At 40.3% G+C, this 13,967-nt stretch carries 9 protein-coding genes; 3 read left to right on the top strand and 6 right to left on the bottom strand.

Features of this window, described 5'->3' with window-relative positions:
• Nucleotides 1-137: 137 nt before the first annotated feature.
• The 4 genes from phoU to HJP15_RS14450 are packed head-to-tail and all read right to left on the bottom strand — an operon-like array spanning nucleotide 138 to nucleotide 5,647.
• A complete protein-coding gene (gene phoU / locus HJP15_RS14465) occupies nucleotides 138-839 on the bottom strand; it encodes a phosphate signaling complex protein PhoU (protein WP_054204482.1) in 702 nt (233 codons plus the stop codon).
• Nucleotides 840-893: 54 nt separating this feature from the next.
• Nucleotides 894-1,721 (bottom strand): phosphate ABC transporter ATP-binding protein PstB, encoded by an 828-nt coding sequence (pstB, locus tag HJP15_RS14460; protein ID WP_054204483.1) that lies wholly within the window; start codon nucleotides 1,719-1,721, stop codon nucleotides 894-896.
• 26 nt (nucleotides 1,722-1,747) lie between these two features.
• Nucleotides 1,748-3,397, bottom strand: coding sequence for a phosphate ABC transporter permease PstA (gene pstA / locus HJP15_RS14455; RefSeq protein ID WP_054452824.1), 1,650 nt, complete (start codon nucleotides 3,395-3,397; stop codon nucleotides 1,748-1,750).
• 15 nt (nucleotides 3,398-3,412) lie between these two features.
• Nucleotides 3,413-5,647, bottom strand: coding sequence for an ABC transporter permease subunit (locus HJP15_RS14450; protein ID WP_054452826.1), 2,235 nt, complete (start codon nucleotides 5,645-5,647; stop codon nucleotides 3,413-3,415).
• 341 nt (nucleotides 5,648-5,988) lie between these two features.
• Between HJP15_RS14450 and HJP15_RS14445 the strand changes: the two genes are divergently transcribed.
• The 3 genes from HJP15_RS14445 to HJP15_RS14435 all read left to right on the top strand — a co-directional run bounded on the left by HJP15_RS14445 (nucleotide 5,989) and on the right by HJP15_RS14435 (nucleotide 10,182).
• Nucleotides 5,989-6,495, top strand: coding sequence for a glycine cleavage system transcriptional repressor (locus HJP15_RS14445; RefSeq protein WP_054204486.1), 507 nt, complete (start codon nucleotides 5,989-5,991; stop codon nucleotides 6,493-6,495).
• Nucleotides 6,496-6,614: 119 nt separating this feature from the next.
• Nucleotides 6,615-8,702 carry a polyphosphate kinase 1 gene (ppk1, locus tag HJP15_RS14440; protein WP_054204487.1) on the top strand — a complete coding sequence of 696 codons (2,088 nt, stop codon included), beginning with the start codon at nucleotides 6,615-6,617 and terminating at the stop codon, nucleotides 8,700-8,702.
• Complete coding sequence (locus HJP15_RS14435; RefSeq protein ID WP_170174053.1) at nucleotides 8,695-10,182, top strand: Ppx/GppA phosphatase family protein; 1,488 nt, start codon at nucleotides 8,695-8,697, stop codon at nucleotides 10,180-10,182. Before ppk1 ends, HJP15_RS14435 begins: the two co-directional genes overlap by 8 nt.
• Nucleotides 10,183-10,248: 66 nt before the next feature.
• Here HJP15_RS14435 and HJP15_RS14430 read toward each other — a convergent pair whose 3' ends face one another.
• Both HJP15_RS14430 and HJP15_RS14425 read right to left on the bottom strand, forming a co-directional pair.
• Nucleotides 10,249-10,704, bottom strand: a complete 456-nt coding sequence (locus HJP15_RS14430; protein WP_054204489.1) for a hypothetical protein — start codon at nucleotides 10,702-10,704, stop codon at nucleotides 10,249-10,251.
• A 142-nt stretch (nucleotides 10,705-10,846) separates the two neighbouring features.
• Nucleotides 10,847-13,963: an efflux RND transporter permease subunit gene (locus HJP15_RS14425; RefSeq protein ID WP_170174052.1), complete on the bottom strand. Its 3,117-nt coding sequence runs from the start codon at nucleotides 13,961-13,963 to the stop codon at nucleotides 10,847-10,849.
• Nucleotides 13,964-13,967: the final 4 nt, after the last annotated feature.

Genomic DNA, 13,967 nt, shown 5'->3' with positions numbered 1-13,967 from the left:
GCGTGAATTTTACAGCATTCACCACGATTGTGAATGCTTTTATTACTTCACTGGTGCCTGAACATAATATTAATTATAACGAGAACATGAAAAGCGACCATTGGTCGCTTTAATAAAAAAAAAATTACCAAAAAAAATCACAATGATTTTTCTATATCTTCTTGAGATGTATGACGAATATCTTTGCCATTTACGAAATAGATTATATATTCAGCAATATTTTGACAGCGATCACCGATTCGTTCTAAAGAACGCACTGACCAAACTAAATCCATAATTTTTGGGATTGAACGTGGATCTTCCATCATATAGGTCATTATTTGACGTGTAATGGCTTCGTATTCACGATCGACCTTGGCATCTTCCTTATGTACCTCAAAGGCTTTTTGTACATCCATACGTGCGAAAGCATCTAAAACATCATGCAACATCTTAGATACTTGACGCCCCATGTTTTCAATGTTTACCAATAAATCTTGCTGATCTTTAGTAAATGAATCGAGGGCAACTTTAGCTATTCGTTCAGCTTCATCACCAATACGCTCTAAATCAGCAATGGTTTTAGCAATCGCAACCACTAAACGTAAATCGCTGGCTGCAGGTTGACGGCGAGCAATAATACGAGTGCATTCTTCGTCAATATTCACTTCCATGGCATTTACTTTATAATCATTTTCACGCACTTTTCGCGCTAATTCAGCATCACCATTACTCACAGCATCAAGTGCGCTATTAAGTTGCTGCTCAACTAATCCGCCCATACTTAAAACATGATTACGCACGTTCTCTAACTCTTGATTAAAACGGCCAGAGATATGCTTATTAATATTGTGTTCCATTGTCTACCTTCTTATCAGAATCGCTAACATCACCTAAACAGTACGCCCACTATACTAACCATATCGGCCGGTAATGTAGTCTTCTGTTTTCTTTTTGTTCGGCGTAGTAAATAACGTATTTGTATCTGAGTACTCGATTAACTCACCCATGTACATAAATGCGGTTTGATCAGAAACGCGCGCCGCTTGTTGCATGTTGTGCGTTACAATAACAACGGTAAACTGATTTTTTAAATCATTGATTAACTCTTCAATAACCAATGTAGAAATTGGATCAAGTGCTGATGTTGGCTCATCCAGCAATAATACTTCTGGTTCAATCGCAATTGAACGAGCAATAACTAAACGTTGTTGCTGACCACCTGATAAACCAAATGCACTGTCGTGGAGTCTGTCTTTTACTTCATCCCACAACGCAGCCCCTCGCAGTGACTGTTCAACTACTTCATCTAACTTACGCTTTTCTTTAATACCTTGTAAGCGTAGGCCATAAACTACGTTTTCGTAGATAGATTTTGGAAATGGATTTGGACGTTGGAATACCATTCCTACATTGCGACGAAGCGCCGCAACATCTACTTTTTTATCGTAGATGTTTTGCCCATGAAGTAAAATTTCACCTTCAATACGGCAACTATCTACTAAATCATTCATACGATTAATACAGCGTAATAGCGTTGACTTACCACAGCCCGATGGCCCGATGAAAGCCGTTACTTGGCCCTTTGGTATATTCATACTTACTGAACTAAGCGCTTGTTTTTCACCATAGTAAAGATCTAAGTTTTTGATCTGAAGCGCCGTTTGCTCAGTGCTTAAATTTTCTAAGTCCAACTTCAAACTCGTGTTTGACTGGGTTACCTGTGGAGCGACTGTAATCATGTTTATTACCTTAAAATCTTTACTAATTATTGATCAAGCGATCTAAATTTTTCACGTAAGTGGTTACGTATACCGATTGCAGTGATATTCAGTGCGATAATCACTGATACCAATAAGAATGCAGTGGCATAGACTAACGGTCGTGCAGCTTCAACATTCGGGCTTTGGAAGCCAACATCATATATGTGAAAACCTAAATGCATGAACTTTCTATCTAAGTGAAAGTACGGAAAGTTACCATCAAGCGGTAAAGTCGGTGCCATTTTTACAACACCTACTAACATTAGTGGTGCAACTTCACCAGCAGCACGTGCAACAGCCAGTATTAGGCCTGTCATAATTGCCGGACTTGCCATTGGCACTATTATACGCCATAGAGTTTCTGCTTTTGTTGCACCAAGTGCAAGTGAACCATGACGTACCGTACTAGGAATACGAGATAAACCTTCTTCAGTTGATACAATAACAACAGGTAAGGTTAAGATAGCAAGCGTTAGTGCTGACCACATAACCCCTGGCGTACCAAATACAGGGCTTGGTGATGCTTCAGGATAAAATAATTGATCCAGACTCCCCCCAAGCACATAAACAAAGAAACCTAAGCCAAATACCCCATAAACAATCGAAGGAACACCAGCCAAATTAATTACCGCGATACGGATCATCTTTGTCACTGCATTTTTAGCTGCATACTCATGTAAATATATTGCAGCAATAACGCCAAAAGGAGTCACAATTACAGCCATTAGCATGACCATAAACACAGTACCAAATATAGCCGGGAATACACCGCCTTCGGTATTTGCTTCACGCGGGTCATCTGAAACAAACTTACCAAGCTGCACAAAATAATGGCCAAGCTTAGCAAAGAATCCCATGTCATTTGGAAACCAAAAATCCAAAACTTGATACAAAGGCAATGTGACTATTTCGCCGCGCATATCTTTTACCGTTACTTGGTCACGCTTGGCCTCTTTACGAAGTGCAAACAATTGTTTTTCAAGCACGCCATATTCTGACCTTAATTGTGCACGCTGTTGCGCAAGCTCTGCAACGCGTTCATCCGTTAATGCATCATCAAGTAAATAAGATTTTTCTTTTAAACGTAAGCGCTCTAACTCAAAGTTAATATGCCCAATATCGCCATTTTGTAAATCAAGCGCTTGATCATTTAAGTCTACCGCGCGTTCAACGAGCTCATCTAGCACCTCTACTTTGTTGTCAGTGATGACTTGCCCGTCTTTAATCACTTGGTCAACATAACCGTAAAAGTTACCGTTTTTGCTTCGTTCAAACACCGCCAATGTTGCAGGTGCGGTATGAGAGTTAATATCGGTTTCTAAAACCCAACGAAAGTCCAAATCAACATATTCACGGTTACCGGTTTTAATTAATAAGCGCTCAAGCTCTTCTTTATCGTAATCAGATAAATCTACACCCATTGCCTCTAGGCGTGATTTTGGTACCATTTCTCGGTCATAAATCTCACCAATAACGGTTTGCTTTACCACTGAACCTTGCAACTCAAGTTGCACTACTTGTGAAGGCCAGAAAAAGCTTAACCCTTTCCAGGCAATCATTGCTAATAACCCTAAGACGGAAATCAAGCTGATACTAACTGCACCACCTGTCATCCATATCCAAGGAGAACCAGACTTAAACCACTGCTTTACCATGTCGTGTCTCTCCGCTTACATCGAGCTGTATTTATCACGCAACTGCTGACGAACAAACTCAGCAATTGTGTTGAAAATAAAAGTGAATATGAACAATACAAAGGCTGCTAAGAAAAGAATTCGATAGTGTGAACTACCCACTTCAGATTCTGGCATTTCTACTGCAATATTAGCCGCAAGCGTACGCATACCTTGGAAAATGCTCCAATCCATTATTGGTGTATTACCCGTCGCCATAAGTACAATCATTGTCTCACCTACCGCACGCCCTAACCCCATCATTACTGCAGAGAAAATACCTGGGCTTGCTGTTAGCAATACCACGCTGACCAATGTTTGCCATTGTGTTGCACCTAATGCCAAGGAACCATTAGATAAGTGTTTTGGCACACTAAATACCGCATCTTCAGCAATCGAGAAAATAGTTGGAATAACCGCAAAACCCATTGCAATACCCACAACAAGCGAGTTACGTTGGTCAAATGTCATACCTAATTCATTGGTTAGATATTGGCGTACATTACCATCAAACATCCACTGCTCAATCACACCACTCATGGCAAATGCCAACCAACCAATACATAACACAACTGGGATAAGTAAAATTGAATGCGACCCTTCTGGTATGCGATGACGTATACTGGTCGGTAATTTCGTCCAACCAAATGCAGTGGCCAAAATCCCCAGTGGTAACATGATCAATAATCCAACTATCGCAGGAAGGTGCTCTTCAATTAATGGCGCAAGCCATAAACCAGCTAAGAAACCTAGGATTACGGTAGGTAATGCTTCCATTATTTCTACCGTTGGCTTTACCACTTTACGCAATGAACCTGACATAAAGTAGGCTGTGTAGATTGCGGCTGATAAAGCAATCGGCACAGCAAATAGCATTGCATACATGGCTGCTTTTAATGTTCCGAATGAAATTGGTACTAACGAGAATTTAGATTCAAAGTCATCACTGGCAGATGTTGATTGCCAAATATAACCTGGCTCAGGGTAACCTTCGTACCACACTTCTTGCCATAATGCAGACCAGGTAACTTCAGGATGCTCATTATGAATTTCAACAACGGTTAGCTTGTTATCTGCCAAAATAAGTGCCGCATTTGAACGTGGCGCTATTGCAAAGTTTTCAATCGGCCCTTCACTTACTTTACCTTGCCATAACTTTGCTTCACTGGTGGTGTAATACACACCTAACTCACCATTTGAACTGGTAGTAAAAAATGTACGACGATAAAATTCAGTAAAAATATCCAGCTTGCTTTGTTTTGATGTTTCAAAGGCACGAATTTTTTGATATTCACGACCTTCATCTGTATTAATTTCAAACCACTGGGATACTTCACCATTATCATTTGCTAGCATCAACGAGTTAGCACCTGCGAGCAACTGAGCTGAAACAAGATTGGCATTTTCTTCATTGGCTGCCAGCATTTGAATCAGTTCGACTTCACTGGGGTCACGCGTATCATAAACATAAATTTGATTAGCTGAACGTACAAATGTACGCGTAGTGTCAGGCGACATAAGCAGTTGATCAACACGACCATCGACATCGAGTTCGGTGCGCTCAACGACCCACTCAACTTCACCGCTGAACATGTTTTCTTCAGCCACAAAACTACTAAATACAACACGCTTATCGGCTGTTTGCGCAACTACTGCCGTTTTTTCTTCGTAATGGCTAAATGCAAACTGCGTTAATGCAGCGCCTTCATCATCGACAACTAAAGGTGTTTCACCAAGAGGATAATCCAAGCGAGGTGTTAGCTTGCGAGTATTATTTGGAAAAGTAACTAAAAACTTTGGTGCCACGATCATCACCGCACCGTTTTTTAGTCCATAAGCATAAAGCCCTTGAAAAGGGGCGCTTTTTGCAAAACTGCTTACTCCACCGTCAAGTGTAACGGGCAAGCTTGCCAACTTTTTACCAAAGGTCGCTTTTTCTACACTATGAAAATCGACATTGCCCTGCTTACCAAGCAAAAAAGCAACTTCGGTTTGCTCTTCAACACCTAAGCCAACAATTTGCTCAGCATTACTTAAAGTAAAGCTGTTACGCGTTTCTACTTTTGCAGATTCAAAAATAGGCTGTACTACATAAAGTAGATAGAAAAAGATCAATAGCAACGCTATTAACACCATTATTCCACCGGCTGTAATACTAAATTGGGCAAACCGATCTTTAAATAGACGGCTTCTATCCGTATTAAAAGACGGTTTATTCGGATTGGAAGTCATCAAAACACCTTTAAATCTTAACGTTGCGAATAGTGTATTTCACCAAGATGACAGTAATGTTACAAACGTCATAATAGCGTTATTTTGTTTTAAGGAAGCTATCTGTATGAAAAAAATTCAACTTAATAAATTATCATTGAGAAACAGCAATTTACCCAATAAAGGTAATAACGCTAGTACTATATTACTGTTTTTTAATTAATGAAAGCGCAAAAAAATTGGACAAACTCTAGGTCCGAGTCAATACTCAATTCGGTTCATTTTTAAATATAATAATCATTCAACTATTCTCATGCCTGAGCATTTATCACTTAATTACGGCATTTTAAGGGATTTACTTTATGAAGCAATTAGTTATAACTATTTTAGGGCAAGATCGTCCCGGACTTGTCGAAGACATATCATCCACTGTTTTAAACCACCACGGTAACTGGTTAAGCAGTAATTTAAGTCATTTAGCAGGGCATTTTGCCGGCATTTTAGAAGTGACAGTACCTGAAGAACATTTACAAGAACTACAAGATTCATTACATGCACTTCCTAAATTAGAAGTACGCATTGAAACGGGGAATGATGACACAACAGATAACAGTGCCGCCAAGCTTAATTTCGTTATCACTGGTAATGATCGCCCTGGTATTGTGCAAGAGCTTGCTAGTGTTATTCGCCACAAGGGCGCAAACATCACTCACTTAAACTCTAAACAACAAAGCGCCCCAAACTGGGGAGTGCCTATTTTTAGTGCCGTCGCAACAGTCTCTTTACCTGCTGGTATGAACAAAGATGAAGTTGTAGCTGCGCTTGAAGCGATAACCGCCGATTTAATTGTTGATATTGAAGATGTATAAATAATTTTTAAAAATCAGTAATTAACACAGACAAACATGTCACAAAAATGACATGTTTGTCATTATACTGTCATCTTTATGTTCTATATTTTATTCTGCTGCTATCAAAGGAATAGAACATGAACGCCTGCACTGAGTTGCCTCAAACAATTAGTTATTTTGCTCCAGAATTAAGTTGGTTGTCATTTAATGAACGCGTATTGCAAGAAGCCAAAGACAAAAGCAATCCAATTATTGAACGGATGCGTTTTTTAGGTATTTTTTCGAATAACCTTGATGAGTTTTTCAGGGTAAGAGTTGCAGATGTAAAACGTCGTATTTTACTAAATAAACTACCTGATACAAATTTTGATGAAGATGAGATCCTACTCACCCAAATACAACAAAAAGTACTGCAGTTAGGTCAAAAATTTAATCTTATTCACCAGCAAATTCTTCATGATTTAAACAGCCATAACATTCATGTTCAGCGTCCTGAAAAACTTAGTGATTTTCACATTGATTGGCTTAAAAATTTTTTTAATGACAATGTTTTGCAGCACATATCGCCCATTATGTTGGATGAAAACAAAGATTACTCTGATCATATAAACGATACTATGACTTACTTATTTGTAGAGATGCTTAACGACAAACGCCACTACGCGATGCTCGAAGTGCCTACTGATAGAGTGCCACGTTTCGTTATTTTACCTTCTGAAAAAACCCGTCGTCACAAGACTATCGTGATGCTAGATGACATTATTTTGTTTTTTTTAAGTGATGTATTTAGCAGTTTCTTTAGCTTTACTCAAATCCATGGTCACTCAATAAAGCTCACACGAGACGCAGAATACAACTTAGATGATGAGCTTGAAGAAGGCATTTTAGATAAAATGTCTAAAGGTTTAAAACAGCGTATTTACGCTGAACCTGTGCGCTTAGTTTACGATCAAGCGATGCCTGAACCTATGCTAAAAGTAATGAAAAAACGCTTAGGAGTCACCCACCATGATGCACTTATCCCAGGCGGACGTTATCGTAACTTTAGGGATTTTATCGGCTTTCCTAATATTGGTCGTCAATACTTAGAGAACAAATCACTCCCCGCGCTGCAATGCACAGCTTTTAATAATCATGCCAGTGTATTTGATGCAATTAGCCAACAAGATATTTTACTTTATTATCCATATCATACTTTTAACCATTTACTTGAATATGTTCGCCAAGCTGCTTTTGATCCAAAAGTAACGCAAATTAAGGTAAATATTTATCGTGTTGCGAGTAAATCTCGGCTTATTTCATCACTGATCAATGCCGCTAAAAATGGTAAAAAAGTCACTGTAATGGTGGAGCTAAAAGCCCGCTTTGATGAGCAAAACAACATCGAGTGGGCAAAAATACTCAGTAGTGCAGGCATTAAAGTTATATTTGGGATCCCTGCACTCAAAGTTCACAGTAAGCTGTGTATCATTCATCGTCGTGAGAAAGGCCAAATAGTAAAGTATGCACATATAGGCACTGGTAATTTTCACGAAAAAACAGCAAAAATATATACCGACTTTAGCCTATTCACTAAACATACAGGCATCTGTGATGAAAGTGATAGCGTATTTAAATTTATAGAAAGCAGCTACAAGCCGTTCACCTTTGAACACTTAATGATTTCACCCGTTAACGCCCGTGACGTACTTTTAAATTTAATTCAGCAAGAGATCACGCATGTTGAAAATGGCCACAGTGGTAAAATCACAGTAAAAATAAACAACCTAGTGGATAAAGCGCTGGTTGATAGCCTTTATTTAGCAGCCCGAAAAGGCGTTAAAATCCGTATTATTGTCCGCGGTATGTGCTCATTAGTTCCTGGGCTCAATAACTTTAGCGATAACATCCGTATTATTAGTATTGTTGATCGCTTTTTAGAGCATCCACGCGTTATGATTTTTGGTAACAATGGTGATGAAAAAGTCTATATTTCATCTGCTGATTGGATGACCCGTAACCTTGACCATCGTGTTGAAGTGGGCGTTCCCATTTACGATGAGCAACTAAAACGGCTTATTGTAGATATTATTGAGCTACAATTTAAAGATCGCACCAAAGCGCGCATTATCGATAGTGAGCAAAAAAATAATTATGTGAGGCGTGGCAATCGTAAAAAAATACGCTCACAAATTGCTATTTATGATCACTTAAAAAAATGGGAAGGCAATTACAATAATGAATAATTATCCCTCAATTGCTGCGGTTGACTTAGGATCAAACAGCTTTCATTTAGTCGTAGCAAGAGAAGTGGATGGCAATCTACAAATTTTGCATAAAGAAAAACAACGCGTATATTTAGCTGATGGCTTAGACGACAAAAATCAATTAAGCCAAACTGCGATTGATAGAGCACTGGCGATACTGAAGCAGTTTGCAACAACGCTACAAGACTTCCCTGCCAGCAATGTAAAAATTGCTGCAACCTACACATTAAGACGCGCTAAAAACATTAACTCGTTTTTAACTCAAGCAAGTACTGTTTTTCCCTATCATATTGATGTGATATCAGGGCAAGAAGAAGCACGTTTAATCTATCAAGGCGTTGCCCATTACATTCATCACGATGAAAACCGCTTAGTGATTGATATTGGTGGCGGTAGTACAGAGCTCATTATTGGCAAACACTTTAAACATAAGCTGCTAACAAGTCGTAATATGGGCTGCGTAAGTTATACAAAACAATTTTTTGCCGATGGTATTATTAACGATAAACGCTTTAGCAAAGCACAAATAAAAGCAGAGCAAGAACTTGAAGTTATTTTTGCCACTTATATTAGCGCTGGCTGGCAATCAGTAGTTGGCACGTCAGGCACAATAAAGTCAATTTTAGCGATGATCAGCACAAATGATCCCGAGCAAAAACATATCACTTTAGAGCGGTTGCTCGAACTTAAAACCCAGTTCATTGCGGCAAAGACTGTTGATAACCTACTGATTGAAGGTTTAAGCCCAGAGCGCCAAGTGAGTATCTGTGGTGGTTTAGCCATTTTAATCGCAATCTTTGAGCTGTTTAATATTACTGAGATGAACTACAGTGACTTTTCGCTACGCGAAGGCCTACTTCATGAGATGCAACAAAAGCTGGCACTCAAAGATATACGCACCAATACCATTACTAATTTAAGCGAAAGAAATACAATAGATAAAGTACACGCACAACGTGTAGCTAATACCGCTGATTGGTTATTCTTGCAAGTGCAAAAAGAGTGGCAATTAGATTCATTAGATAATCATCAATTGCTCCTGTGGGCAGCGCAATTACACGAGATAGGTTTAGGTATTAACTCATCAGGTTTACATAAACACAGCGCATATGTAGTTGAAAACAGCCAACTACCGGGGTTTACTCAACAGCAACAAACGCTATTAAGCTGCATGATACGCTTTTACCGTAAAAAAATTCGCTTAGAAGAATTTCCTACTTTACTTTCGGTGCCGCACTTTCAAATATTACAATTAATTGTATTACTGAGATTGGCCATATTATTGAACCAAAAGCGCCTTAATGATCAATATCAAGACCTAGTGGTTTCAGTAAAAGGCAACAGCATGCTTTTGCAGTTTCCACTAGGTTGGCTCAATGAACAAACCCTGCTGCATGCCGATTTACAACAAGAGCAAAGGTACTTGAAAAAGGTGGGTTTTTTAATCGACTTTGTATGATTTACAGACGTAGCTAAATTTGGATAGCCTTAGCTATCTAAATTTAAACGACAATTCGTCACATGGTTACATATCCATATGGCGATTAGAACTTTGTATCATCTGCTTTAAACTTTGCTGCTCAAGCTCTAGCAATTGTGCTAGCTTCTCTTTGCCAGCTGGTGTTTCTGCACGACTAAGTAAGTACTCATAAAGGTTAATTACCTTTTGGTGTTGATCTGATAAATAACCTTGCATCACTTGCTCATCAACACGCGTATTACGGTTTAAATCAGTAAAATTAATCAGCTCAGGGTTTTCAACAAAGTACTCATAGCAATACGTGTCTAGTGTATTGATTTCAGTGATGGCCTTAAAACCCACTAAATCTTCAGCTAGCTTTTTTTCGTACTCTACAAAATAGTCTGCGAGCATACGGTTATGCTCTGCTAAATCATCTTTTAAACTAAAAAAATTGGCAGCCATTTGCGTGTGAAAGAGTACAGTCCAATCGTACACTTCGTGTATTGTTTTAACTTGCATGTGCATTCCTTACTCATTTAATTTAAGTTAACGAATGCGTAAAACGTGCCACATAAAAAAGTGATTAAGAACAACAGTAAAGGTAATTATGGTGCAACTTATACTTTTCTTTTTAGTATAAGTTACACAAAAAATGTAAAGTTTATAGGCCTCGCTTTCTCCACAATAAATACACGGCGGGTAACACTAACAAGGTCAGAACTATCGCGCTGAACATGCCGCCGACCATGGGTGCTGCAATGCGGCTCATTACTTCACTACCAGTGCCGGTGCCATAAAGCACGGGCAGTAAACCAATTATAATAGTCGCGACTGTCATCATCACTGGGCGTACTCGCAGGCCAGCGCCTTCGACAATGGCTTGTTTAAGCTCTACAAAATTAATCGTAGTACCTGCTTGTTGTGCTTGGGCGCACTTTTCATTGTAGGCTTGGTTTAAGTACACCAGCATAATGACGCCTATTTCCACTGCGACACCGGCAAGGGCAATAAAACCAACCCCCACGGAGACCGAGAAGTTAAACCCCTCTAAGTACATGAGCCAGATCCCGCCTAGCATCGCCAGCGGTAACGTGGCCATTATAATTGCCACTTCAACAAAGCTTCTAAAATTGAGATACAACAACACAATTATAATCGCTAAGGTTAGTGGTAATACATAGGCGAGCTTCTCTTTGGCACGCTCCATGTATTCATATTGCCCTGCCCACGTTATTGAATAACCTGCAGGTAGCACTAGCTTTTCGTCAAGCACTTGGCGCGCATTGTCTACATAACTGCCAATATCAATGCCATCAATATCAATAAAGCTCCAGCCATTTAAGCGGGCATTTTCACTTTTAATACCCGGTGGGCCATCTTCAATAAATACATCAGCCACATCGGCAAGCGCAATACGCTGCCCTGTAGGGGTAACTATTGGCAATAGCATCAACTCTTCGGGTGAATCACGGTAATCTTGCGGGTAGCGTAGGTTAACTGGGTAACGCTCTTGCCCTTCAACCGTTTCGGTGACATTCATACCACCAATTGCGGTCGCGACCACTTGCTGCACATCGGCAATGTTTAAGCTATAACGAGCGGCTTTTTCACGGTTGATATCAACCTTGATATAACGCCCACCAGCAACACGCTCAGAGTAAACGGAAGCAGTGCCGGGTACATCTTTAAGCAAGACCTCAATCTGTTGGCCAATTTTTTGAATTTCACTCAAATTAGGCCCCGCCACTTTAATACCTACAGGGGTTTTTATGCCTGTTGCTAGCATATCAATACGGGTTTTTATCGGCATCACCCATGCGTTGGTAAGACCTGGAAATTTCACTAAACCATCAAGCTCTTTTTTCAATTTTTCTAAGGTCATGCCTTCGCGCCATTGATCCTTTGGCTTGAGCTGAATAAAAGTTTCAATCATAGTCAGTGGCGCAGGATCGGTAGCGGTTTCTGCGCGTCCTACTTTACCAAACACGGTTAACACCTCGGGCACTGTGGCTATGAGCTTATCTGTTTGCTGTAAAATCTCTCGCGCTTTACCAATCGACAAACCAGGGTAAGTAGTTGGCATATACATTAGATCGCCTTCATCCAGTGGCGGAATAAACTCACTGCCAATTTTGTTCACTGGATAAAAGCCAACAATAGCGACCACTACAGCCAACACCAAGGTCATTTTAGGAAAACGTAAAACGAGATTCAGTAATGGCTTATATCCGTTAACTAATAAGCGATTAACAGGGTTTTTCTGCTCTGAAATCACTTTGCCACGTATAAAATAGCCCATTAATACTGGCACTAAGGTAATTGCTAAACCTGCAGATGCCGCCATGGCATAGGTTTTAGTGTACGCAAGCGGGGCAAACATGCGCCCTTCTTGCGCCTCTAAAATAAATACTGGCATAAAGCTCACAGTAATAATCATTAAACTAAAAAATAGCGCTGGGCCGACTTCGCTGGCGGCATCGGTGACAACTTGCCAGCGATTTTCATCAGTCAACGGTGTTTTTTCCATGTGTTTATGCATGTTTTCGATCATGACAATCGCACCATCGGTCATCGCGCCAATGGCAATGGCAATACCGCCGAGCGACATAATATTAGCGTTAATGCCTTGCCAATACATGATGATAAATGCCGTTAAAATTCCCAGCGGTAAAGTAATAATAGCCACCAAGGATGAGCGCACATGAAACAAAAACACGATGCAGATCAGTGCGACCACCACTAACTCTTCAAGTAGTTTGCTGGTTAGGTTATCCACTGCGCTTTTAATTAAATTAGAGCGGTCATACACAGGCACTATTTCAACGCCTTCAGGTAGACCTTTTTTGAGTGATTCGAGCTTTTCTTTAACCAGCTCTATGGTTTTTTGTGCGTTTTCGCCATAGCGCATCACCACGACACCACCTGCAACTTCACCTTCTCCGTTTAGTTCAGCAATGCCGCGGCGCATTTGTGGGCCAAGGCGAATATCGGCTACATCGCGTAATTGCAGCGGTGTGCCGTTGGCGTTCACCCCCAGCGGAATGGCCTCTAAATCAGCCACACTTTTTATATAACCGGTGCTGGTTACCATGTATTCGGCTTCGGCCATTTCCACTACCGAAGCGCCCATTTCTTGGTTACCTTGCTTAATGGCCGTTTGAATTAAGCTCAGTGGAATACCGTAAGCACGCAGTTTATCTGGCTCTACATTGACTTGATATTGTTTCACCATGCCGCCAACGGAGGCGACTTCTGACACTCCTGGCACAGTTTGTAATTCAAACTTTAAAAACCAATCTTGTAAGCTACGTAATTGGCTAATATCGTGCTGATTGGTTTTATCCACCAGCGCATATAAATAGATCCAACCTACACCGGTGGCATCTGGGCCAAGCTCCGCGGTTGCAGTGTCGGGCAAACGGCTAGCGACTTGGCTTAAATACTCTTGTACTCGACTACGCGCCCAATAAAGATCCGTTTTTTCATCAAAGATGACATACACGTAGGAGTCACCAAAAAATGAAAAACCACGGACCGTTTGTGCCCCGGGCACTGAGAGCATCGCGGTGGTAAGCGGAAAAGTAACTTGATCTTGCACCACTTGCGGCGCTTGCCCAGGATATGACGTTTTAACTATCACCTGCACATCAGATAAGTCCGGCAAGGCATCTATAGGGGTATTTTTAACGGCAAATAAACCGCCACCAATTAGTATTGCAGTTAGTAACAATACAAAAAAGCGATTAGTCACAGACCAACGAATAACGGCTGCTATCATAAGG

Origin of the sequence: Pseudoalteromonas sp. NEC-BIFX-2020_002 (genome assembly GCF_013002825.1) — a bacterium.
GTDB lineage: Bacteria > Pseudomonadota > Gammaproteobacteria > Enterobacterales > Alteromonadaceae > Pseudoalteromonas > Pseudoalteromonas neustonica.
Note: the sequence above shows the minus strand (reverse complement) of the source record. Positions and strands in the feature narration are given on the sequence as shown.